Here is a 24,312-nt window from a genome sequence, read left to right as displayed (position 1 = left end):
GGAACGGAAGAGGGCGGTACGGAGCACTGCTCCGTACCGCCCTCTCGCCGCGCCGCTACAGCACCTTCGACAGGAACGACTTCGTCCGGTCGTGCTGAGGGTTGGTCAGCACGTCGCGCGGGTGGCCGGACTCGACCACCACACCGTTGTCCATGAAGACCAGCGCGTCGCCGACCTCACGGGCGAAGCCCATCTCATGGGTCACGACGACCATCGTCATGCCGTCCTCCGCGAGACCGCGCATGACGTCCAGGACGTCTCCCACCAGCTCCGGGTCGAGCGCCGACGTCGGCTCGTCGAAGAGCATCAGCTTCGGTTCCATGGCCAGGGCGCGGGCGATGGCCACCCGCTGCTGCTGTCCACCGGAGAGCTGGGAGGGGTAGTTCTTCGCCTTGTCGCCGAGGCCCACCCGGTCCAGCAGCCGCTCGGCTCGGGCCCGCGCGACGGCCTTGGACTCGCGCTTGACCTGGACGGGGGCCTCCATGACGTTCTCGATCGCCGTCATGTGCGGGAAGAGGTTGAAGCGCTGGAAGACCATGCCGATGTCCCGGCGCTTCAGCGCGACCTCGCTGTCCTTGAGCTCGTAGAGCTTGTCGCCCTTCTGCCGGTAGCCCACGAGTTCGCCGTCGACGTACAGCCGGCCGGCGTTGATCTGCTCCAGGTGGTTGATGCACCGCAGGAACGTCGACTTGCCGGAACCGGACGGGCCGATCAGACAGAAGACCTCCTGCGGCGCGACCTCCAGGTCGATGCCCTTGAGGATGTGCGCGGCGCCGAAGGACTTGTGGACGCCCTCGGCCTTCACCATGGCGGTCATGCCATGACTCCCTTCGGGCGGCCCAGGGACAGGAGATTGGCCCTGACCTTCTGGAACGGGGTGGGCGGCAGGTTGCGGCTCGAACCGCGCGCGTAGTACCGCTCCAGGTAGTACTGGCCGATGCTCAGCACCGACGTCATGATCAGGTACCAGGCCGCGGCCAGGAAGTACATCTCGACCGGGGCACCGGACCCCTGCCCGATGTCCTGGGCGTACTTGAACAGTTCGTAGAACTGCACGGCCGCCACCAGTGACGTCGTCTTGAGCATGTTGATCACTTCGTTGCCCGTCGGCGGCACGATCACCCGCATCGCCTGCGGGATCACGACGCGGCGCAGGGTCTTGCCGTGGCTCATGCCCAGCGCGTGCGACGCCTCCGTCTGGCCCTCGTCGACCGAGAGGAGACCCGCACGGCAGATCTCGGCCATGTACGCGGCCTCGTTCAGACCCAGGCCGAGCAGCGCCGTCAGCAGCGGCGTCATGAAGCTCGACCAGTAGTCCTTGTAGATCGGCATGAGGTCGATGTACTCGAAGACCAGGCCCAGGTTGAACCAGACGAACAGCTGGACCAGGACCGGGGTACCGCGGAAGAACCAGATGTAGAACCAGGCGATCGACGACGTCACCGGATTCCTGGACAGCCGCATGACGGCCAGCAGGACACCGCCGACGATGCCGATGACCATGGACAGCGCGGTCAGCAGCAGGGTCTGGGTGACGCCCTTGAGGATGCGGTGGTCGAAGAAGTAGTCGGGGACCGCACCCCAGTTGATCTTGCCCTGGCTGAAGGCGTAGACGATCGCGACGAACGCCCCGATCGCGATGACCGCCGAGACGTACCGGCCGTAGTGCCGGACCGGAACGGCCCTGATCGCCTCGGGTCCGGTCGGTGGGGTGGAGGGTATGGGCGGCTGGTCGGCCGGGCCCGTCTTCTTGATGTCAGTCACTGGAAGAACCTTTCAGCACCGGTACCTGTTCAGGATCCGCCGTTCAGCTTGGCCTCGGTGACCGCGCCGGCCTCCACACCCCACTTGGACACGATCTTGTTGTACTCGCCGTTCTTGATGATTGCCTCCAGGGCCGCCTGAACGGCCTTGGTCAGCTGGTCGTTGCCCTTGGCGACGGCGATGCCGTACGGGGCGGCCTCGACCTGCTCGCCGACGATCTGGAAGTCCTTGCCGCCGCCCGAGGTCTTCACCGCGTACGCGGCGACCGGGAAGTCGGAGGAGACGGCGTCGGCGCCACCGCTGCGCAGCCGGGTCTGGGCCTCCAGGTCGTTGTCGAACGTCTCCATGGCGATCTTCTTGCCGTCCGCGCACTTCTTGGACTCCGCCTTGGCGAGGTCGTGCGAGACGGTGCCGCGCTGGACGGCGATCTTCTTGCCGCAGAGGTCCGCCCAGGTCTTGATTCCCTGGTCGTCGCCCTTGCGGGTGTAGATCGAGACACCGGCGGTGAAGTAGTCGACGAAGTCGACGCCTTCGCCGACCTTCTTCTTCGTCTCGGAGTCGATGCCCTGCTGGCGGTCCTTGGTGTCGGTCATCGAGGACATCGCCAGGTCGTAGCGCTTGGAGCGCAGGCCGGTGATCAGCGTGTCGAACGTGCCGTTCTCGAACTGCATGGTCACGCCGAGCTGCTTGCCGATCGCGGCGGCGATGTCGGGGTCGATGCCGACCGTATTGCCGGACTTGTCCTTGAACTCGACCGGCGGGTAGGCGATGTCGGAACCGACCTTGATGACGCCCTTGTCCTTGATCTCCTTGGGCAGGAGGCCGGCGAGCGGTGCCTGGGCCGAAGCGGGGTTGTTCGTCGACCCGTTCTTGGTCTGGTCGCCGCAGGCGGCCAGCAGCATGGTGCCGGCGACCGCGATGGCGCCGACCGCTGCGATCCTGGATTTCGCGGCCGTGCGGCGTGTTGTGCTTGCGGTCATGATCGGGGTTCCTTCGGCAGGTGAGGGTGGTGTTGCCAGGTGGTATGGACACACAGCTGTGGATCCCGCCCCCCTGTGCGATTAGGGCATCTTGCCATTCGGACTGGCGCAAACTGGCTGGTACGCATGTCAAAATCGGATAACGGGAGATCCCCGAACCTCAGGAGGCCGGTACGCAAGGCCGGACCATCCACGGGGTTTCCCCCTTCGAGCCGGAAGATCTGCGGCGCGTCTCATCTAGTGGACACTTTTGTCGCTTGGTGGACTTGTCCAGATATTCGACTATGAGTCACGTCACCGAGTCCGTTTGGACTCGTCCATGACGCGGTCCGTCGGGTAAGAAAGACCTTTACACCCCTCATCCGGGGCTCAGGGCGCGTGTGCGGCGCGCCCGCGCGTATGTATTTCCCCCTGCCGGGGCGGGCCAACCGCCGACGCGGGGCACGTACGTGGTGCCCGCCCACCCCTCCTCAACCAGGAGTGGCCACCCTCAAACGATGAAGACTTAAGGGGTCAACACCATGGCAGCGGAGATCGTCAATCCTCGCAGCGACAGCACCACTGACAGCACCACAGATGAGCCGTTCGATCCGGCCTTCGCCCTTCATCGCGGGGGGAAGATGGCCGTGCAGGCCACCGTTCCCGTCCGCGACAAGGACGACCTGTCCCTCGCGTACACGCCCGGCGTCGCCAAGGTGTGCAGCGCCATCGCGGAGAATCCCGAGCTGGTCCACGACTACACCTGGAAGTCGCAGGTCGTCGCCGTCGTGACCGACGGCACCGCGGTGCTCGGCCTCGGTGACATCGGACCCGAGGCGTCCCTCCCGGTGATGGAGGGCAAAGCGATTCTCTTCAAGCAGTTCGGCGGCGTCGACGCGGTGCCGATCGCGCTCGCGACCACCGACGCGGACGAGATCGTCGAGACGGTCGTCCGGCTCGCGCCGTCCTTCGGCGGCGTGAACCTGGAGGACATCTCGGCGCCGCGCTGCTTCGAGATCGAGCGCAAGCTCCAGGAACGGCTCGACATCCCGGTCTTTCACGACGACCAGCACGGCACCGCCGTCGTGACGCTCGCGGCCCTGCGGAACGCCGCGAAGCTGTCCGGCCGCAGCCTCGGCGACCTGCGCGCCGTCATCTCCGGCGCCGGCGCCGCCGGGGTGGCCATCGCGAAGTTCCTGCTGGAGGCGGGGCTCGGCGACGTCGCCGTGGCCGACCGCAAGGGCATCGTGAGCCGGGACCGCGAGGACCTGACCGAGGTCAAGCGCGAGCTGGCCGAGATCACCAACCGGGCCGGGATCTCCGGTCCGCTGGAGAGCGCGCTGGCGGGCGCCGACGTCTTCATCGGCGTCTCCGGCGGTACCGTCCCCGAGGCGGCCGTCGCCTCGATGGCGCCCGGCGCATTCGTCTTCGCCATGGCGAACCCGAACCCCGAGGTCCACCCCGACATCGCGCACAAGTACGCGTCCGTCGTGGCGACCGGGCGGTCCGACTACCCGAACCAGATCAACAATGTGCTGGCCTTCCCCGGCATCTTCGCGGGCGCCCTCCAGGTCCGGGCCTCCCGCATCACCGAGGGCATGAAGATCGCCGCGGCGAACGCGCTGGCCGACGTCGTGGGCGACGAGCTCGCGGCGGACTACGTCATCCCCTCGCCGTTCGACGAGCGGGTGGCACCCGCGGTGACGGCCGCGGTGGCGGCGGCCGCGCGGGCCGAAGGCGTGGCCCGGCGCTGAGGCCGGTGGCGGGGCGGGGTACGGGTTCCCGGGTGCGGGGTGCGCCTGCGGCGGGCTTGTTCCCCACCCCGCCCCTTCCCGTTTCCGGGCGTACAACCGGGGTCCCCGCTCCCGGAGGTCCGCTCCTCGAACGCCGGAGCAGCTGAACCCGCCCCGCCCGCCCCGCGCGGTGCGCGTCACACCCGCGGCCGGTTACGCCCGGCCACGCCCCGGCCTATCGTCGGGGCCATGTTCGCCGCCTACGCATCCCGCATCGACCGCGACCAGCCCCTCAACGGCCTTGAGCTGGGTGAACGCCCCGCCCCCGAGACCCGCCCCGGCTGGACCACCGTCAACGTCCGGGCCGCCTCCCTCAACCACCACGACCTCTGGTCCCTGCGCGGCGTCGGCCTCGCCGAGGACAAGCTGCCGATGATCCTCGGCTGCGACGCGGCCGGAACCGACGAGAACGGCAACGAGGTCGTCCTGCACTCCGTCATCGGCCAGACCGGTCACGGTGTCGGCCCGGCGGAACCCCGTTCCATCCTCACCGAGCGCTATCAGGGCACCTTCGCCGAGCAGGTCACCGTTCCCAGCTGGAACGTGCTGCCCAAGCCGAAGGAGCTCAGCTTCGAGCAGGCCGCCTGCCTGCCGACCGCCTGGCTCACCGCGTACCGGATGCTCTTCACCAACGCCGGGGTACGACCCGGCGACTCGGTCCTCGTCCAGGGCGCGGGCGGCGGCGTCGCCACTGCCGCGATCGTGCTCGGCCGGGCGGCCGGGCTGCGGATCTTCGCCACCAGCCGCGACGGGGCCAAGCGCAAGCGCGCCGTCGAACTCGGCGCGATCGAGGCCTTCGAGCCGGGGGCGCGGCTGCCGCAGCGCGTCGACGCGGTCATCGAGACGGTCGGCGCGGCCACCTGGTCCCACTCCGTGAAGTCGCTGCGCCCCGGCGGCACGCTCGTCATCTCCGGCGCGACCAGCGGCGACCGGCCCTCGCACGCCGAGCTGACCCGGATCTTCTTCCTGGAGCTGAAGGTCGTCGGCTCGACCATGGGCTCCAAGGACGAGCTGGAGGACCTGCTGGCTTTCTGCGCGACCACCGGAGTGCGGCCCGTCATCGACGAGGTGCTGCCGCTGGACCGGGCCCGCGAAGGGTTCGAACGGCTGGCGGCGGGCGACCAGTTCGGAAAAATTGTGCTCACCTGCTCTTGAGGTGTGCGGGGTGAACTGCTCTGATCTGCGCCATGCGAATACGGATGGGCTTAGGCAGCGTACTCACCTCGGTCGTCGCTTCGGCTGTGCTCGCGGCGGGGGCGCTCGCCCCTGTCGCCGATGCACATCCCGCACCACCGGATCGGCCCGGCATCCCTCGTCTCACCGACGACGAGGGCCGCACCCTCACCCTGCGCGGATGGAGTTTCGCGGACAAGGCGAACAGCGGTGACCAGGCGCTGACCGGCATCACCGAGAAGCACTTCCGCGATCTGCGGGCCAAGGGCTTCGACTTCGCCCGGCTGCTGATCTTCTGGGACGACCTGGAGCCGCGCCGGGGCCAGTACAGCACCGGGTATCTGCGCAAGATCGACCGGGTCCTGGGCTGGGCGCGGAAGTACGACGTCCGGGTGGTGCTCGATGCCCACCAGGACGTGTTCGGCCCGGCGTTCGGCAGTCGGGGCATCCCGGCCTGGGCGACCCGCACCGACGGGCTGCCCTTCACCCCGCACCCCGACGACTGGTTCTCCGAGTACTTCGAGCCCGCCGTGCAGCGTGCCTTCACCCATCTCTACGAGGACCCCGATCTCCAGCGCGCCCAGGCACAGATGTGGAAGGTCGTCGCCGACCGCTACGCGCATCACCCCGCCGTCATCGGCTACGACCTGATCAACGAACCGATGGGGGAGCTCCAGGAGGGTGAGGACCTGCCGACGGCCGCCCGGCGCATCGAGGCCCGCCAGCTCACCCCGATGTACAACAGGCTGGCCCGCGCCATTCGTTCGGTGGACCGCTCCACCTGGCTCTTCGTCGAACCCACCCCCGCCGTCGGCGAGGGTGTCCCCACCGGGCTGGGCGTGATCAAGGATCACCGGGTCGTCTACGCACCGCATTTCTACAACACCGCGATGGAGGCGGGCGCCGACTACGACCCGTCGGCGGGCTGGATCGAGTCGTACGAGGCCGCCGTCACCGCCTACCCGGCACAGCAGCACATTCCGGTCGTCGTCGGCGAGTGGGGCCCGTTGAACAACACGCTTCCCCAGATGGGCCGTTTCTACCAGGACGCGATGGCCTCCCTGAACCGCTACACCTCGGGCTGGGCCGGCTGGGTGTGGTGCTACGGCGGCGGCTACTGCGCCCTGGACGAGAACGGGGACTTCGCCGCCAACAAGGACCGGACCGCCACACCGTACGCACCCGCCGTCGCCGGAACCGTCCACTCCGACACCTATGACGACACCGCGCGCGTGTACCGGCTCACCTATACGGCGGGCCGCCGCGGCACCACGGAGATCTCGCTGCCGCCGACGGCCGGGCGGTGGCGGGTCTCGGTGGACGGTCGCGCCGAGGTCCGCAGGCACGGGGGAGAGGTGCACGTCCGGGCCCGGAAGGGGGTGCGCGTCACGGTGACGGTGGCCTGGACGGCGCGCGGCTGAGCAGGGTTCAAGGGGGACGCGGGGCGGTTCAGGAAGGCGGGCTGAGCCTTCGGCCTTCCGGGGCTTCGGGTCGTGCCCCGGTCCGTGCGCCGAGCCCTCCCGGGCCGCGCCCCGGCGCACGACCCCCCGCCCCCGCCCCGCTCCGTCACTTCTCCCCGCTGCCGTCCTTCCGCAGCAGCGCCCCGATGCGGGCCGCCGCCGTCGACAGATGGCCGCGGGCCTTCGCCAACTGCTCCTCCGTGACACCCCGGTCCCGGGCCGCGTCGCGGATGTCGTCGCGGAAGCGGTCGAGCAGGCGGTCCAGATCGCGGGCCGGGTCGCCGGTGCCGGCGGTGTCCCTGGCCCAGTCGGGGTCGGCGCCGGCGGGCTCCGGCTTGACGTACGGGGGCCGGGCGCCCGCTCTGGCGAAGCCGCTCAGCTGGCCGGTGATCTCGGCCAGCCCCTCGCGTACGCCCGAGGGCCAGTCGCCCCGGGCGAAGTGCTCCTGGACCTGGCGGGCGGCGTTCTGCATCTGCTCGCGCGCCCGGTCCTGGGCCTCCTTGGCCTGGCGGCGGGCCTGCTGGGCCTCCTCGCGGGCACGGCGGGACTCGTCCTTCGCCCGGCGGGCCTGCTCCTTCCACTCCTGCTTGGCCTTGCGCAGCTCCTCCTTCGCGGCGCGCCAGGCCTCGTTGTCGCCGAAGTCCCCGAAGTCGCCGAAGGCGGACTCCCAGTCACCCTTGCGGCCGGAACCGGAACCCGTGTGCCTGGTCTCGTCCGCCGCGGCCCGCATCTCGCTGCGCAGCTTGCCGGCGGCGCCACGTACGTCGTCCCGTATCTCGGCGGCCAGCTCGGAGACCGAATCCCGGATCTCCAGTTCCAGATCGGCCAGTTCGTCCGTGCGGCCGGCCAGCTCGGCGCGGCCCGCGTCGGTGATCGAGTAGACCTTGCGGCCGCCTTCGGTGGCATGGGTGACGAGGCCCTCGGCCTCCAGTTTGGCGAGACGCGGATAGACCGTGCCCGCAGAGGGGGCGTACAGCCCCTGGAACCGCTCCTCCAGGAGCCGGATCACCTCGTAGCCGTGGCGGGGGGCCTCGTCGAGGAGCTTCAGCAGGTAGAGGCGGAGGCGGCCGTGGGCGAATACGGGGGGCATGTCAGAGCACCTTTCCGGTCGGCTCGGCATCGTACGGACCGTCCTCGGCCGGGCGGCGCAGCAGGGCGATCGATCCCGAGACGGTCGTCGCCCTCAGCTTCCCGGTCCCGGCGCCCAGCGTGCCGGTGATCTTCTTCGCTCCCCACTGGCCGCTGACCCGCAGGTCCTCGAAGCCGTTGGAGACGGAGCCGCTCGCGGTGTTGGCCTCGACCGTCGCGTCCGCCGGGTGGGGCATCCGGATGGCGACCTCGCCGGAGACGGTGGTCAGCCGGATGTCCGTGGGCTTCCCGGTCGGATCCAGGTCGAGCACCATGTTGCCGCTGACCGATTCCGCCCGTACCGAGGCCCCGGCGCCCTCCATGACGGTCAGATCGCCCGAGACCGAGTGGAAGCGGAGCTCGCCGGTGACCGACTGGGCCTCCACGCTGCCGGAGACCGTCTCGGCCAGTACCGGCCCCGCGAGCCCGACGAGCGTGGTGTCGCCGGTGACGCCCCGTACGTCCGTACGCCCGCGGATGCCGGACACGACGGCGCCCGCGCCGACGACACCGACCTCCACCGCCGATCCGGCCGGCACGGCGAGCGAGACGACCGCGCTGCGGTGCCAGCCCTTGCGGTCGAACCACTTGAGGAAGTTCTGCCAGGGCAGGTCCTCGTAGGCGACCGTGAGCGTGCCGTCCTCCAGGGTCACGATCAGCGGCGGACCCTCGATCCCCGAGATCTCCAGCCGGGCGGTCGGGTCCTCGGTGCCGACGACATTGACGGTGCCTCCGACGATGCGGACGTTGAGCGATGTCACGGGGTCGTCGAAGGTCAGTTTCTGGGGCTCGGCGACGGCCCATGTCGACACAGGCATGGATCTGACCTCCCGGGGAGCACGGAATGACGCAACATATCGCGTCTCTTGCAGAACACGATATATCGCGGTTCGGGGAAGTCAAGGCGCGTGAGGTGATCGGTGATGGATCAAATAGCTTCAAATGTGGGCAAATTGCCCTAGCGTGTGGCATATGAACGCGACATCCCCTGCGGGGGCGCTGCTGCTGTGCCGGGCCGAACCGGAGACTGTGCGGCCGGTGGCCCATCTGTTGCGCGAGCGGATGCTGCTCGCTCCCGCCGGAGACGGCTGGTCGGTCCTCGTGCCCGAGGGAAAGCCCTGGCAGGGCGGCGCCGGTGCCGGCCTGGGCGCTGTGGATGTGGAGCCGGTCGACCGGGTCGTGGCCGGCTGGGTCACCGCACTCGCGGTCGGTTCGACCTGGCCCGTGCTCGCCCTGTGGTGGGACGGCGACCGGGCCGGCTGCACGCTCGCGTCCGGATTCCGCCGTCCCGTCGGCTACGTCTGGCTCGCCGACGGCACCCCGGCGGGTGAGGACGAGGCCATGCGTACGCTCGCCGAGCGCCTCGGCCTCGACCCCGTACCGGACATCCAGACGCTCGAAGGGCTGACCCACCCGGACCCGGACGCCGACGCGCGCATCCGGCTGCGCGGTCTGCTCGCCGTCCTGACCCGGATCGGTCTGGCCCTTCCGCCGGGGATGGACCCGGACACACCCGGCGACCGGCTGTACGCGGCGGCAGACAGGCGCACCGGGACGGAACCGCTCGTCCGGACCGGGTGGCGCGAGGTGGTCCGGGCCGACCCCGAAACGGTCGAGGGCAGCCGCCTCGGCCCCTGGACGCGCGGCCCCGGGGCCCGGGTGCCGGCAGGTGCCCAGCTCGCGGCCGGACTGCCGCTGGTCCTCTGGGGGCTGCGCCGCGGCGGCGGTGGATGGGTGATCGCCGGGACGCTGCTGCTGGCGCACGGGGCGCTCGGCCTCGCCCGCGACCGGATCAGGGGCGCCGAGGACGCCCGAACCGGGCGCGAGTGACTACTCGTCCTCGTCCTCGTCGTCGAGCCGGGCCAGCCAGGTCGCGAGGCGCTCTACCGGCACCTCGAAGTCGGGATTGAGATCGACGAACGTACGGAGCTGCTCGGCGAGCCACTCGAAAGTGACCTCTTCCTCGCCTCGCCGCTTCTCCAGCTCCTCGATACCGCGGTCGGTGAAGTACATGCGGCCAGCCTAATGCCTGGTGACAGCGGTGCGGAGGCCGGGAGCGGGGCCCCGGGCCACGGTCCGGAGCAGCCGCGCGAGCCCGCCGAGAACCGGCCCGCACCATCCCCGCGTCCTGGCCGGTGCACCTCGCATCGGGCGCGTACTGCCGTTAGCCTGCGGGTAGTTGGGGAACGGGGGGTTTCATGGGTGACAGCGACGCCCGTATTACGCGCATCGAGATGCCCGACGGCACGGAGGTCTGGGCGCGGATCTCCGGCGCCGAGGAGCTGGCACAGCCCGGCTCGGGCCCGTCGTTCACGGACATCGGCGCCGGGAACATCGCCGACCGGGTGCAGGCCCGGGTCGAGAGCCTGCAGGGGGTCGTGACCAGCGTCGCGCGCTCGCTCGCCGAGCCGCTGCGGGCCGTGCGGCCCGACGAGGTCAGTGTGGAATTCGGCATCGAGCTCACCGCGAAGTCCGGCAAGGTCGTCGGACTCCTCGCGGACGGCGAGGCCAAGGGGTCCATCAAGGTCACACTGACGTGGAACGGCGGCGGACCGCCCCTCGACCCGCAGGTGCCCGCGCAGGCGCCGGGGCAGCAGCCGGCCATCCCCTCCGCTCCTCCCTCCGTTTCTCCCGCCGGGGCACCCACCGGCGCATCGGCGCATGCGAGCGGCACCCGGCCGGACGACGGAAGCGGATCGTGACGCCCCCGCCGGCCGGGGGCGCGTGGCAGGGGCCGAACGACGCGGAATCCGCGCTGATGAGCCTCGTGAAGGACGCGACGGTGCGCATCCATCGTCCGGAGCCCGGGTATGCCCCTGAAGGGTCCGACGGCGACTTCCTGGGGAGCGGCTTCTTCATCGCCCCGAGCTGGGTCCTCACGTGCGCGCACGTCGCGATGGAGGGGAGGGGGCGTCAGGTGAACGTGGTGTACAAGACCGCCCGCGGCGGCGACGCCGTCCGGGTCGGGGGCACGGTCAGGGCGGCCCTGCCCGAGGAGCGGCCGGGCACCGGCGGCTGGCCGGCCCCCGACCTCGCCCTCATCCAGCTGCTGCGCCCCGTCGAGCACCCCTGCGTGTACCTCAGCGAACGCTCCACGGGCATGAACCGCGGCGCGTACTACTTCGCGGGCTGGGCGGACGGTGGCTCGGGAACGCTCAAGCGGCTCGGCCGGGAGTGCCGGGTGGTGGGCACCGTCGACGACTGGTGCGACGACGACGAACAGGTGCTGATCGAGGCGAGCCAGCTGTACGCGGGCATGTCCGGCGGGCCCGTCGTCGACCTGGCCCGGGGCGAGGTCGTCGGCGTACTCAAATCACGCTCCATGGACACCAACGGCGGTACGGCGATCGGCGTGGAGCGGCTGCGGACGCTGCCCGTGCCCCTCCGGGCGGCCACGGCCGAGTCCGACGACCCGTACCAGGCCGTGTTCCACGCCCACGACCGCTACCACGCCGACCGGCACAACAACCCCGTCGACGACGAGGAGACCTGGGCGGACGTCCAGCGGGACCTGGGCTGTGCGGCGGGCCCGGCGCTCACCCCGCAGCAGCGCGTCGACCTGCTGGGGCGGCTCGCCAAGCTCCCTCCGCCGGTCAGCACCCGCAGCCTGCTCGACATCCTCGGCGGCCTGGGCTACGGCTACCGGACCGTCGGCGCCCCGGCGCCCCGCGGCTGGCGCGACGGCCTGGGGGTCCTCTACGACGCGCGCGAGGGCGACGAGGCGCTGGAGCGGATCCTGCGCTACTGCATGAGCGCCATCGCCGCCGAACGCCCCTATGTGGTGCCGTCCACCAAACTCGCCGAGGACGCCCTGTGGGACTGGGTGAAGGAGACCGCCGAGGACCGGCTCCGGCGGCCGTTCCGCCGCGAGATGGCGCAGCTGCGGTACCAGGGCCGGTACGACCGGGGCGCCGAACACCTGCGTACCCCCGAGCCGGCCGGCGAACCGGTCCGGCCGCCGCGCTCCCCGTCGGTCGTCGTGCTGCACCTGGAGTCCCGCGCCTGGCAGCCGGACCAGTACGACTGGCGGGTCGTGGCCCGACCGTCCGACGACGACCTGCCGGTGACCGAGAACTACCAGGGAACCGGGGCCGACGAACTGCCCGCCAGGCTCGCACCCGCCCTCGCGAAGGCGTTCCGGATGTGCGACGAACCCGACAGCCCCGCGATCCTCCAGGTCGTGGTGGAGCCGGCACTGCTCGACCTGGAGGTGGAGAAGTGGGAGCTCCCCTTCGACAGCCGGCCGCTCGGAGTCCAGCGGCCGGTCGTCATCCGCTGCTCGGACGAGCGCCCCGCCCCCTCCGAGGACGCCGCCCGGGAGCGCGAAGCGCGCTGGAACCGCACCCACACCGGTCCGATGCGGGCCGCGGTCCTCGACTGCGACGACGGTATGCGGGTACCCGTGCCGATGAGAGCGGAGCTGCGCGGACTGGCGTACGAGACCGTGCCGGTGCTCTGCCGCTACGACGGCCGGGCCGACGGCCAGAGCCTCGTGGGGTTCGGCCGGTTGCTCGAAGCCGGGTACGGCGTGGTGCTGTGGCGGCGCCCGAGGGCCCAACGGACCGCGGCCTGCACGGAGTTCCACCTCCGTGCCGTCGACACGGTCGACGGGGCGGGCGTGGCCGACCGGCTCCCGCACAAGCTCCAGGAGCTGAGAAAAGGGGTGCGCGAGGGCCGTCCCGACATGTTCTGGTCGGACGGAATCGCCCTCGTGTACAGCAAACCGCGATCGGAGCCGCCCGAACCGTTGCTGCAGGCACCGTGATTTCCCTTACGGGGTGCGGACCGGATGGCTACGGTGAACCACGTTCGACTGCTGCTGCCCCTGGCGGACGAGTGATGACGAGGAACACGTTATGAGTGAACCCAGCGAGTGGCTCATCTACCGAGGGGCCGGTGAACCGCACGAAGGCATCGAGCAGTTGCCCCCGCCGCCCCCCTGGCGCGACTTCGCGAGCCGGGGCGCCCCGGCCTCCGGCGAGCCGGACGCGGACGGTTCCGCCGACCGCCGTCTCGGCGGCCACCGGCACATCGCCGAACTCCACCGGCCGGGCGCCGAAGAGCTCGAAATGATCAACGCCGCGCTCTATCTGCGGCGTCCGCTGCTGGTCACCGGAACCCCCGGCGCCGGAAAGAGCACACTGGCCCACTCCGTCGCCCATGAGCTCGGGCTCGGCCGGGTCCTGCGCTGGCCGATCGTGAGCCGGACGACACTGCTGGACGGCCTCTACCACTACGACGCGATCGCCAGGCTCCAGGACGTGCAGATCGCCGCACACGGCGCAGCAGCCGGTACGGGCGGCGCCGCGGCCGCCGACGGCGTGGGCAGCTACATCCGGCTCGGGCCGCTCGGCACCGCGCTGCTTCCCTCGGACCGGCCCCGGGTGCTGCTCATCGACGAGCTCGACAAGAGCGACATCGACCTGCCGAACGACCTGCTCAACGTGTTGGAGGAAGGCGAGTTCGGCATCCCCGAACTGGAGCGGATCGCCGACCGGCTGCCCGACGGCGAGGCGGAGGTCCTCGACGACGACGGCGACAAGGTGAAGGTGCGCGGCGGCCGGGTGCAGTGCACGTCCTTCCCGTTCGTGGTGCTCACCAGCAACGGCGAACGGGACTTCCCCGCGCCCCTGATGCGCCGCTGCATCCATCTGGAGCTCGGACGCCCCGACCACCAGCGGCTGGCGACCTTCGTACGAGCTCACCTCGGCGACGAGGCGGCGCGCTCCGGGGACGATCTCATCGCCCACTTCCTGGAGCGGTCGCGCAGCGAACTCCTCGCCACGGACCAGCTGCTGAACGCGATCTACCTCACCGACGCCGCCGCCCCGGCCGGCCGCGACCGCCTCGCCGATCTGCTCATCCAGCGACTCGACCGGCCGAGGTGATGTGCTGATGGCGGGCGCCGGGCCGGAGCGCTCCCCCGATGCGCGTGGCGCCGACGATGCGGGGCTCCACCCCGATGCGCGCGGCACCGACGACGCGGGGCTCCACCCCGATGCGCGTGGCGCCGACGATGCGGGGCTCTACCCCGCGTTCGTGGCACGGCTGCGCGAGGCCGGGCTCGACCCCGACGTCGAGCAGCTCCGTGACGCGCTCTGGCTGGCCCGCTGGGCCCGCCACCCGGACGCGCCGCCGGACGAGGAGGCGCGGGGGAGTGCCCCGCCCGTCCGCCTTCCCCCGGAGCGGGGGGACGGTCGGCGGCCCGCCGGGCCCGAGCCCGCCGCCGTGAGGCCCGCACCCGGTGCGCCGCGCGAGGAACCCCTGCCCCGAGCGGATCCCGGGGACGCCGACCGGATCACCCTCTACCCCGTACCGCGCACCGGTGCTCGTCCGGGAGCCGGTCCGGGAGTCGCCCGGACGGGCCGCACGGCCGCCCTCACCTTCGGTGTGCCCGCCGCCCCGGCACTTCCCGCCCCCCTCGAACTCCAGCGAGCACTGAGGCCCTTGCAGCGCTACCACCCCGCCTCGCCGCCCCTGCGCAGCATCCTCGACGAGACGGCGACCGCCGAACTCAGCGCCCGCGCGGGCGGGTTGATCATGCCGGTGTTCCGGGGCGTGTCCCGGGGCGAGGCGGTCCTGCAGTGCGTCATGGACGCCTCGTCCTCGATGCGGGTGTGGGACCGGATGTTCGGTGAACTCCAGCAGATATTCGCCCAGTTGGGTGCCTTCCGAGACGTCCAGATGCGCTATCTGCACCAGGGGCCGGACGGTGCCGCCGCAGTGAGCCGCAGCCTCGACCCGGCCGCGGCGCCCCTGCACTCCGCGGACCGGCTGAGCGATCCGACCGGCCGCCGCGTCACCGTCCTGGTCAGCGACTGCGCCGGTCCGCTCTGGCACAGCGGCCGGGCCCACCGGCTGCTGCACCACCTGGCCGCACAGGCCCCGGCCGCCGTGCTCCAGCCGCTGCCGCAGCGGATGTGGAACCGGACCAGACTGCCGGTCACCCACGGCTCGCTGTCCCGGGGCGACGGACCCGGCGGAGCCGCCGTACTGAAGGTCGTGGAGCAGCCGGGTACCGGTCCCGCCGTGCACCCGGGCGCCCTGGCCGTCCCCGTACTCCCGCCGGTCGAGGGGGCGTTGGCGGCCTGGGCGAAGCTGCTCTCCGGCACCGGCTCGGGGCAGATCTCCGGCGCGGTCGGCTGGGTGCGGGCCGATCACCCGGCGGCGGCCGCACAGCGTCCCGGCGGCGGACTCTCCTCGCTCCAGCTGGTCAGCCGCTTCCGGGCGACCGCCTCACCGGCCGCCGGGCAGCTCGCGGTCTACCTCGCGGCGGCCCCGCTGCACCTGCCGGTGATGCAGCTGGTGCAGCGCACGATGCTGCCCCACTCGGGCCCCTCCGAACTCGCCGAGGTGCTCCTGAGCGGGCTGCTGTCACGGAGCGGGGGTGAGAACGGCGGCCGGTACGACGGCCAGTGGTACGAATTCGCGCCCGGCGTACGGGAGGCGCTGCTCGGCCCGTTGAGCCGCGACGAGGCGCTGCTCGTGCTCAAGCACTGTTCGCAGTACATCGAGCAGCGGTTCGGCAAGGGCGGGCCGAACTTCCCGGCCCTGGCCTTCGCCCAGCTCGGCGAAGGCAGGTACGCGGAGCGGCCGGTCGCTCTCGGCGCGGATCCCATGGAGAGCGGGGCACCCGACGAGGAGATCGAAGAGGGCGCCGAGAACGGGGAGGGTGACGCGGGCGCCTCACGCGTGCCCCATCCCTTCGCCGAGGTCGCGGTCCGCGTACTGGAGCGTTTCATGCCGCTGCCCGAGCAGTTCGTGACGACGACCGGACGGGGCGGCCGCCGCAACACCGTCCAGACCCGGAACGCGGCGGTGGAGAGCGCCCGCGCCCTCGTGCGGCAGTTCGAGTCGGACAGCATGGTGCAGTACCTCATCGACGCCGTGCAGCTGCTGCGCGGCGCCATCGAACGCGAGGAGCGGCCGGGCGCCGACCCCGGACTGTGGGCGGAGTACTCCCGCTGCGTGCTGCGGCTGTGGGAGGTCCAGGGCGACGCCGAACTGCTCCGCGAGGCCGAGCACGCCGCCGAGCAGGCCGCCGCACACCCCACCGCGGTGCGCGAACGGGCCGTACTGGCCAAGGTGCTGCACGCCGCGGCCGACGACCGACGGCGGCGCGGCGACCGGCGCGGGGCGCTGGAGCTGCTGCGCCGCGCCGACCGCGAGTACACCGCCGCCTGCTCGGCCGCCGGACTGGAACCCGCCGAGGCCCTGCGGCTGACGCTGGAACGGGTCCGGGCGCTGGAGGCGCAGTGGCGGCTCGACGGCGACACCGCGCTGCTCCAGGCCGCCTGCGGCATGCTGGAGGCCTTCGCCGACGTCTGGCCCGACCAGGAGAACCGCCCCACCACTCTGCCCCTGGCACACGGCCGGACCCTGCTGAAACTGGCCGGGGCCACCACCGACACCGAGCAGTCCCGGGTGTACGCGGGCCAGGCGGCACGCTCCCTGCGCACCGCGTTCGAACAGGGCGGCGGCCGGCACACCCTGGGCACCGAGGTGCGCATCCTGCTGGACCTGGTGGACGCCCTGCTCGGCTCCGGCCAGGAACCCGACGAAGCCGCGACCCTGATCCAGCAGGCCCTGGCGACCGTACGCGAACAGCGGCTGCGCGCCTCGCTCCAGATCAGGGCGGGCCGGGTCGGTGTCGCGCGGTACGAGCACACCGGTGAGCCGGACGAACTCGTGGACGCCGCCGACTGGTTCGCCCGCGCCGCCCGGGGCGTACCGCGCGACTCGCGGGCCCATGCCGACCTGCTCGCCGAATGGGGCGGCACCCTGCTGCGCCGGGCCCAACTGCCGGACGGGCGCCCGCACATCGGCGCAGCGATCCGGGTACTGCGCGACTGCCGTACGGAGACGGCGGCGGGGAGCGCGCGCCAGGCCGGGCGGCTGCTGATGCTGGGCCGTGCGCTGATGCTGCGGCACCGGGCCACCGAGGACCGGGTCGACCTCAGGGAGGCCGAGCACCTCTTCGGCCTCGCCGCCCAGGAGGCGACCGACCCGCTGACCGAGGCACGCTGCTGGCTGGAGCTGGGCCGGTCCCACCTCGACGCCTCCCGGGTGCTGGAGCGTCCGGCCCGGCTCGACGACGCGGCCGAGGCGTTCCGGGGCGCCGCCGAGGCGGCCGGCGCGGCGGAGGCGGAGCTTGACGGACCGCAACAGTCCGCACAAGCAATCGAGTTGAGTGCTACAGCCAACCACTGGCGGGGTATGACGTACGAGAGGGCGGGCCGCCCCCGGGCCGCCCGCGGGGCGTACCGGGCGGCCCGCCAGGAATGGCGCAAGCTGCCGGACGGCGGCGGCGCGGCGGGCGAGGCGACCGCCGAGCGGCTGGCGGAACTGGAGCGCTGAGCCGCTCGAAGAAGAGCACCGGCGGACGGCAGGGTTCACGAAGTCACGGGGAGGAACGATGAACGAGACGCAACACCAGGACCTGCCGGCGGGCGGACCGTCCGGCGGACCGGACGCGCTGCCGGATCTGCTGGAGCTCGACCTGGAGTCGTTGCGGACGCTGGACCATCCGGTGCTCGCCGAGGTGGTCGCGGACCTGCGCGGGCGGGCCGAGCAGCCGCGGGAGATGCTGTGGGGGTTCACCAACGCCTTCTGAGGGCCCCCGATTTCGGTCCGGGGACCGGCTGAACAGGACATCGTGGTGAGGTACACGTTTGCCCGCGCGACAAGCCAGGGATACTCGCCTCGGGACGGCGACGGGGGCCGTACCGGAGGATGTGATCGGCGCGGGGGTGCGGGAGTGTCTCGACAGGCGACGCCGCAACCGCGCACCGGGGACGGCCGACTTCCCTTCTCCTTCGGGCAGTTCATCGTCAAGGTGCACGGCCGCTGCAACCTCGCCTGCCGGTACTGCTACCTCTACGAGGGCCCCGACCGCACCTGGCGCGACCGGCCGGCCGCCGCCGCGCCCGCCGTCCTCGACCGCACCGCGCACCGCATCGCCGAACACGCGGCGGCCCACGGGCTGCGGGACCTCGCGCTCGTCCTGCACGGCGGCGAACCCCTCCTCGCGGGTGCCGGCCGGCTCGCCGCCTTCGCCGACCGGGTACGCGCCCTGACACCCGACGGCTGCACCGTCCACACCACCGTCCAGACCAACGCCACCCTCCTCACCGACGCCCGCGTCGCCACCCTCGCACGGCACGGCATACGCATCGGCATCAGCCTCGACGGCGGAAGGCCCGCCCACAACAGCCGGCGCACCGACCATGCCGGACGCCCCTCCTGGCCCGCCGCCTCGCGCGGCGCCCGGCTCCTCGCCGACCGGCACCCCGACGCCTACGCGGGCATCCTCACCGTCGTCGACCCGGACACCGACCCCGTCGAGATGTACGAGTCGCTGCTCGAACTGCACCCCCCGGCCCTGGACCTGCTGCTCCCGCACGGCAACTGGACGACCCCGCCACCGGGCCTGCCCCTCACCGGGCCCGGCCGCCCGACCCCGTACGGCGACTGGCTCACCACCGTCTTCGACCGCTGGTGGCACACCGGGCGCCGGGAGACCCGGATCCGGCTCTTCGAGGAGTGCATCGCCCTGCTGCTGGGTCTGCCCGGCGCCACCGAGTCCCTCGGCCTCGACCCGGTAGACGCGATCGTGATCGAGACGGACGGGGCGATCGAACAGGTCGACTCCCTCAAGTCCGCCTACGACACGGCCGCCGCCACCGGCCTCGACGTCTTCCACCACACCTTCGACGACGCCCTGCGCCACCCGGGCATCGCCGCCCGCCGGGCAGGCGCCGACGCACTCGCCGCGGCCTGCCGGGCCTGCCCGCTGCTGACCGTCTGCGGCGGCGGCCACTACGCACACCGCTACCGCGCGGAGAACGGCTTCGCCAACCCGTCCGTCTACTGCGCGGACCTCGAACGGCTGGTACGCCACATCGCCGCCCGGCTGTCCGACGCAACCGCAGGAGAACGCCGATGATCCCCCCACTCCCGGACCACATGCTGCGCCAACTGGGCCGCACCGAGGGCGACTACGAAACCCTCAGCGTCCTCGTGCGCGATCAGGACACCCGTCGGCTCCTCCTGCTGCGGGCCCTGCTCGACGCGGCCGAAGCGGCACCCGCGGCCGCCTGCCCTCCCCGGGCGCTCGACCGGCTGCGACAGGACTGGGCGCTGCTGGAGACGGCCGAGCGCGCCGACCGGACCGCCGTACGCGCCGTCCTGCTCCACCCCCTCACCGGACCCTGGGCGCAACGCTGCCTGCGCGGCCTCTCCGCCGCCGTCCCGGGGCCCGAACTCCACGCCGATCTCGCCCACTTGAGCGCCCTGGCCGCCGCAGCCGCGATCCGCGCCGGAATCCCGTTCACGGCCCGGCTCACCGCACACGACGGGCTCCTGTCCCTGCCCACCCTGGGCGCCCTGCGCACACCGTCCGAAGAGCTCGACATCACCTTCCGGGACGGTCAACTGGTGATACGTCAGATCGACGCGGGTGAACCGCCGCTGTCGGCGCACACACAGCCCGACGGCACGACCGGTTCGGCCGACCCGCGCTGGCTTCCGGTGTTCGCCCTGCCGGCCGTGCAGGCAGGCATCGGTCCCGTGCCCCTGGACGACGTCGACCCGTACCGCACCGACGGGAGCGGACTCCAGCCGCACGGACTGAGCGCCGCCACCCACATCGACGACCACGAACGCAAGGCGTGGGCCGAGTCCTGGGCCGGAGTGGGCCCCCTGCTCGGCACCGGCGGCGAACACCGCCTCACCGAAGCGGCGGTCCTGCTGCGCTGCCTGGTGCCGCTCGGCCCGCCGCCCGGCTCCGGGCCCATGGGGGAGAGCCCTGCCCATTGCAGCGGCACCAGGCGCGAGGCCTTCGGCGCCGTCCTCAGCAGCAAGCCGGCCACCCCGGCCTACTTCGCCTCCACCCTCGTCCACGAACTCCAGCACACCAAACTGTCCGCGCTCGGTGCCCTCGTACCGCTGCACCACGAGGATCCGGAACCCCGCCACTTCGCGCCCTGGCGCTCCGACCCCCGCCCCTTCGACGGCCTCCTCCAGGGCGCCTACTCGCACATCGCGCTCGCCGACTACTGGCAGCGGTTCGCGCTCGCCGCCCGGCGCGTCACCCACCGCGACCTGGCCTGGGCCGAGCACGCCCGCTGTCGCGAACAGGTCGGGGCGGTCCTGCCCGTGCTGGCCGGATCGGCAGCGCTGACCCGCGAAGGCCGGGTGCTGGTCAACGAGATGATCACGCTCTACCACCGTCTGGACGATTGCCCGCCTCCTACGGGGCACCTCGCGCGCGCGGAGGCATACGTGGCCACCGCCAAGGTGATATGGCAACAGAGGAACGGCCCGCACGGGCCGTGAGGGACCCCGGGATTGTCCGCCGGAACGACCATGCTCCGGTGTATGTTGACAAGGCTCGAATCGAGGCAGGGAGACGGTTGAATGCCCGGAACGCGTAGGCAAGTTGGAGCAACCGGGGCGCAAACCGTCACCATCAGTTTCGCCGGATTCAACCGCGCCTGGGCGACATGGATCGGTGACCGGCTGGAGCGGCGCGGAGTGACGGTCGTCCAGCAGCGCTGGGACCCCCCGGTGGAGGTCCCGCTGGAGGATTCGCTGCGCGACCTGACCCTCTCCCGGGGGCGGGTCCTGGTGATCCTCAGCGACTGGTACTTCCAGCTCGGCCCGCGCGGCCACGAGGAGTGGAACAGGGCGCTGCGCGAGGTCGTCGCCCCCGACCCGGACCGCTTCGCCGCCGTCTGCGTCACCACCTCCGCACTGCCCGGCGCCACCTCTGCGCTCGCCGCCGCCGACCTGACCAATGTCGGCGCCGACGAGGCCGAGCGGCGGCTCCTGGCGCGCCTGGGCCTGCCCGCCGACCCGCTGCCCGAGCCCGTCGCGGCCAGGCAGGGGCCGCGGTATCCGGCCGACACCCCCGAGGTGTGGGGCGGGGTGCCGCGCCGCAACACCCGGTTCACCGGCCGAGAGGCGCTGCTCAACAAGGCGTACCAGGCCCTCCAGGACGCCGGACCCGGCGCCGGGGTCGTGGCCCTGCACGGCATGTCCGGCGTGGGCAAGACCCAACTGGCGGCGGAGTACGTCTACCGGTTCGGTTCCGAGTACGACGTCGTGTGGTGGGTGCCGGCCGACCGCCGTGCCCTCTACCGGCAGAAGCTCGCCGAACTCGCCCCCGAACTGGGCCTGTCCACGGGAGCCGAGTACGGGGAGCGGCTGCGCGCGGTCCGCGACGCCCTGCGGCGCGGCGAACCGCACTCCCACTGGCTGCTCGTCCTGGACGGGGCGGACGAACCCGAACACATCTGGGACCTGGTGCCGACCGGCCCCGGGCACGTGCTGATCACCTCCCGCAACCCGGAGTGGAGCGAGCACAACAGCAATCTGGTCGAGGTGCCGGTCTACGAACGCGACGAGTCGGTCGCCTTCATCCGCCGCCGCGCACCACGCCTGACCCCGGACGACGCCGACCAGCTGGCCGAGGCCCTCGAAGACCTTCCGCTCCTGCTCGACCAGACGGCCGGCTGGCTCAACGACTCCGACATGTCCGTCGAGGAGTACATCGAACTCCTCGAAGGCGGCATCGACCAGGACGTCGTCAAGGTCTCCGCCGACTTCCCGCTCGCCTTCCAGACCGCCTGGTCGATACTGCTGAACAAGCTCAAGGAAACCGTTCCGGAATCCGTCGACCTGCTGCGCCTGTGCAGCTTCTTCGCACCCGGCTCCATCCCCGTGCGTCTGCTGAGGGAAATGCCGCCCGGCGAACTGCCGGAACAGCTCTCCGGCCTGATGAACGACCCGCTGCTGTGGAACAGGGCGATCGGCCAGCTCCGTCAGTACTCCGTGGTCCGCCTGGAGTCACACGAGACGGCCGACGAGGACGCCTCGTCCGGCGAATCGCTCTACATGCACCGCATGGTCCACCAGATCGTCGGCAAGGACATGCCGGAACGCGACCGCCACGAGTTCATCGACGTGGTCCGCAGGGCCCTCGCCGCCGCGGACCCCGGCCGCCCCACCGACACCCGGCTGTGGCCCGCCTACGCGGAGATCACCCCGCACCTGAAGTGGGCCGACGTACTCAACAGCACCGACCCGGCCGTCCACGCCCTGGTGCTCAACTGCCTGCGCTACATGTACCTCTCCGGCGAGTACCGGGCCGGCATCAAGCTGGGCCAACGGGCCATGAAGGCCTGGCGGGAACTCCTCGGCGAGGACCACCCCAGGGTCTGGGACGTCAGCTACCACTACGCGAACGTGCTGCGGGCCGTCGGCGACTACGCCGGCACGGAAGCCATCGAACGCGCCGCCGTCGACCACCTCCGCGCCGAACGCGGCGCACAGGACCTGGAACACCTGCGCGCCGCCGGCGGCCTCGCCGCCGACCTGCGGGGCCTGGGCCGGTACGACGAGGCACTGGAGATGTCGGCCTGGATCCTCACGGCCTACCGTGAACTGCTGGGCGACCAGGACGCGCGCACACTCAGTGCGCAGAACAACCTGGCCATGTCGCTCCGGCTGCTCGGCAGATACGAAGAGTCCCTGGAGCTGCACCGGCGGACACTGGAGGCCAGGCGGCAGGTGTTGCGCCCTCGCCACAGCTGGACGCTCTACTCGGAGATCCACTACGCCACCGACCTGCGTCTCCTCGGCCGCTACGGCGACGCCCTCTCGCTCCAGAGCCAGAGCGTCCGGGTGCACCGGCTGGTCATGGGGCCCGACAACCCGCAGACCCTGCGCGCCGAACACAATCTCGCGCTGTGCCAGTACCGCTCGGGCGAGCGTGCCAAGGCCGCGACGCTGTTCACCCGGGTTCTCGAACGAAGCGAGCGGGTTCTCGGCGAGAACGACCCGCTGACGATGATGTTCGCGGCCGGCCAGAGCTTCTTCGCCCGGGAGCACGCCGACATCGACCAGGCCAGGGCCATAAGCGAGAAGGTGGTCGACGGCTATGCGGACATGCTCGGCGAGGAACATCCGTACGTGGCCGGAACCCGCGCCAACCACGCCCTGATCCTCCGCAACGTGGGTGAACGCGACCATGCGCACGCCCTGTTGGAGGAGGCACTCGCGGACATGACGCGAGCCGTGGGCGAGCACCACCCCTGGACCCTCGGCTGCGCGGTCAACGCCTCGGCGCTGCGCAACCTGGTGGGCGACCCGGAATCCGCGGCCGCGCTGACGGACTCGGTCATCAGCAGGGCCACCGAGGTCCTCGGCCGGACCCATCCGCTGACCTTGTCCGCCCGGATCGCACACGCCGCGGACCTGCGCGGCCTCCGTGACCGCGAGCGCGCGGACAAGGTCGAGCGGGAGGCACTGGGCGACCTGGTCGCGACGCTGGGCGCCCAGCATGTCCACACGGTCTCGGCCCGCTCCCGCAACCGTCCGTACTGGGACTTCGAACCGCAGATGATCTGACGGGTAGCACGGAGCGCGCAGCACGGCGGTTCCACGGACCGTCAATCCTTCTGATGCACCGTCAGTTGGCGTGCCCCGGAGAGAGGGGCGCGACGGTCACCGCCACTCCATGGCGACCGGGGCCCGATCCCCCGGTCGTCATGGATTCGCTCGCACCCGGGCGCCGCACGAGACGGCGATTCCTTCCACAGCCGTGAGCCGCTCAGGGGTGTCCGGACCCCGGGCGGAACGTGCGGCCGGTGATTCCGGTGTGCCCCCGCGCCCGCGGAGCACCGGGCCGGCCCGGTCAGGCAGCACCGGCATTCCCCTGGACGCGCGGGCAACGACCGCGCCCTACTGATCCAGGGGGCTGTACGCCCCCTGCGCGTGCACGTCTTTCAACTCCCGTGACATGCACGTGAACGTGCGGTCCGGGCCGTCACGCGGAATCGACGCCACCGCCCGGCACGGAAGTTGGGCCACCGCCATGAGTGCGGACAGACCGTCACCGCTCGAAGTCCACGACCGGCGCTCCGCCTCCTGCTGCCTTGTGTGCACGGGGCCCATCGATCGCATGCCTGGCATATGCGCAGCCTGTGCCCGCCTCGGTCGCCGCACGGTATTCCAGGCCAATCCGGGTTCAGG

18 protein-coding genes are annotated in these 24,312 nt (G+C 71.7%); 12 read left to right on the top strand and 6 right to left on the bottom strand.

Annotated features, from left to right (window positions below; all coding sequences use genetic code 11):
* Positions 1-55: 55 nt before the first annotated feature.
* From IE107_RS07355 to IE107_RS07345, 3 genes are read right to left on the bottom strand one after another with little or no spacing between them, the layout of a single operon-like run.
* On the bottom strand, positions 56-817 hold the full coding sequence (locus IE107_RS07355; RefSeq protein ID WP_308434214.1) for an amino acid ABC transporter ATP-binding protein: 762 nt from the start codon (positions 815-817) through the stop codon (positions 56-58).
* Entirely contained in the window at positions 814-1,764 is a 951-nt protein-coding gene (locus tag IE107_RS07350) for an amino acid ABC transporter permease (RefSeq protein ID WP_189542317.1), read from the bottom strand. Before IE107_RS07350 ends, IE107_RS07355 begins: the two co-directional genes overlap by 4 nt.
* A gap of 29 nt (positions 1,765-1,793) precedes the next feature.
* Entirely contained in the window at positions 1,794-2,744 is a 951-nt protein-coding gene (locus IE107_RS07345; protein WP_189542315.1) for an ABC transporter substrate-binding protein, read from the bottom strand.
* A gap of 521 nt (positions 2,745-3,265) precedes the next feature.
* On the opposite strand from IE107_RS07345, the gene IE107_RS07340 reads away from it, so the two are divergent.
* From IE107_RS07340 to IE107_RS07330, 3 genes are all read left to right on the top strand, one after another.
* Positions 3,266-4,477: an NAD(P)-dependent malic enzyme gene (locus tag IE107_RS07340; RefSeq protein WP_189542312.1), complete on the top strand. Its 1,212-nt coding sequence runs from the start codon at positions 3,266-3,268 to the stop codon at positions 4,475-4,477.
* A gap of 228 nt (positions 4,478-4,705) precedes the next feature.
* The gene (locus IE107_RS07335) at positions 4,706-5,671 is read left to right on the top strand and encodes a zinc-binding dehydrogenase (RefSeq protein WP_189542310.1); all 966 of its coding nucleotides are present in this window, start codon (positions 4,706-4,708) and stop codon (positions 5,669-5,671) included.
* A 44-nt stretch (positions 5,672-5,715) separates the two neighbouring features.
* Positions 5,716-7,110 carry a cellulase family glycosylhydrolase gene (locus tag IE107_RS07330; protein WP_189542308.1) on the top strand — a complete coding sequence of 465 codons (1,395 nt, stop codon included), beginning with the start codon at positions 5,716-5,718 and terminating at the stop codon, positions 7,108-7,110.
* Between the two features lie 145 nt (positions 7,111-7,255).
* Here the strand turns inward: IE107_RS07330 and IE107_RS07325 are convergent, their stop codons facing one another.
* Positions 7,256-8,239 (bottom strand): PadR family transcriptional regulator, encoded by a 984-nt coding sequence (locus IE107_RS07325; protein WP_189542306.1) that lies wholly within the window; start codon positions 8,237-8,239, stop codon positions 7,256-7,258.
* A 1-nt stretch (position 8,240) separates the two neighbouring features.
* On the bottom strand, positions 8,241-9,095 hold the full coding sequence (locus IE107_RS07320; protein ID WP_189542304.1) for a DUF4097 family beta strand repeat-containing protein: 855 nt from the start codon (positions 9,093-9,095) through the stop codon (positions 8,241-8,243).
* Positions 9,096-9,249: 154 nt separating this feature from the next.
* Here IE107_RS07320 and IE107_RS07315 point away from each other — a divergent pair, with 154 nt between their 5' ends.
* A complete protein-coding gene (locus IE107_RS07315) occupies positions 9,250-10,107 on the top strand; it encodes a hypothetical protein (RefSeq protein WP_189542302.1) in 858 nt (285 codons plus the stop codon).
* Here the strand turns inward: IE107_RS07315 and IE107_RS07310 are convergent, their stop codons facing one another.
* Positions 10,108-10,290, bottom strand: coding sequence for a DUF6104 family protein (locus tag IE107_RS07310; RefSeq protein WP_003961784.1), 183 nt, complete (start codon positions 10,288-10,290; stop codon positions 10,108-10,110).
* A 185-nt stretch (positions 10,291-10,475) separates the two neighbouring features.
* Between IE107_RS07310 and IE107_RS07305 the strand changes: the two genes are divergently transcribed.
* The 8 genes from IE107_RS07305 (at position 10,476) to fxsT (ending at position 23,688) form a co-directional block, all read left to right on the top strand.
* Positions 10,476-10,979, top strand: a complete 504-nt coding sequence (locus tag IE107_RS07305) for a CU044_2847 family protein (RefSeq protein WP_189542300.1) — start codon at positions 10,476-10,478, stop codon at positions 10,977-10,979.
* On the top strand, positions 10,976-13,042 hold the full coding sequence (locus IE107_RS07300) for a VMAP-C domain-containing protein (protein ID WP_189542298.1): 2,067 nt from the start codon (positions 10,976-10,978) through the stop codon (positions 13,040-13,042). Before IE107_RS07305 ends, IE107_RS07300 begins: the two co-directional genes overlap by 4 nt.
* Positions 13,043-13,133: 91 nt before the next feature.
* Positions 13,134-14,165: an AAA family ATPase gene (locus IE107_RS07295; protein ID WP_189542296.1), complete on the top strand. Its 1,032-nt coding sequence runs from the start codon at positions 13,134-13,136 to the stop codon at positions 14,163-14,165.
* A gap of 7 nt (positions 14,166-14,172) precedes the next feature.
* The gene (locus IE107_RS07290) at positions 14,173-17,634 is read left to right on the top strand and encodes an SAV_2336 N-terminal domain-related protein (protein WP_229866750.1); all 3,462 of its coding nucleotides are present in this window, start codon (positions 14,173-14,175) and stop codon (positions 17,632-17,634) included.
* 58 nt (positions 17,635-17,692) lie between these two features.
* Entirely contained in the window at positions 17,693-17,890 is a 198-nt protein-coding gene (fxsA, locus tag IE107_RS07285; protein WP_189542294.1) for an FxSxx-COOH cyclophane-containing RiPP peptide, read from the top strand.
* A gap of 144 nt (positions 17,891-18,034) precedes the next feature.
* A complete protein-coding gene (locus IE107_RS07280; RefSeq protein ID WP_189542292.1) occupies positions 18,035-19,222 on the top strand; it encodes an FxsB family cyclophane-forming radical SAM/SPASM peptide maturase in 1,188 nt (395 codons plus the stop codon).
* Positions 19,219-20,613: an aKG-HExxH-type peptide beta-hydroxylase gene (locus IE107_RS07275; protein ID WP_189542290.1), complete on the top strand. Its 1,395-nt coding sequence runs from the start codon at positions 19,219-19,221 to the stop codon at positions 20,611-20,613. Before IE107_RS07280 ends, IE107_RS07275 begins: the two co-directional genes overlap by 4 nt.
* Before the next feature lie 81 nt (positions 20,614-20,694).
* Entirely contained in the window at positions 20,695-23,688 is a 2,994-nt protein-coding gene (fxsT, locus tag IE107_RS07270; protein WP_189542288.1) for an FxSxx-COOH system tetratricopeptide repeat protein, read from the top strand.
* Positions 23,689-24,312: the final 624 nt, after the last annotated feature.

It is taken from the genome of Streptomyces gelaticus (genome assembly GCF_014649535.1).
Lineage (GTDB): Bacteria > Actinomycetota > Actinomycetes > Streptomycetales > Streptomycetaceae > Streptomyces > Streptomyces gelaticus.
The sequence above is the reverse complement of the archived record's forward strand: the minus strand, read 5'-3'. Positions and strand labels throughout refer to the sequence as shown.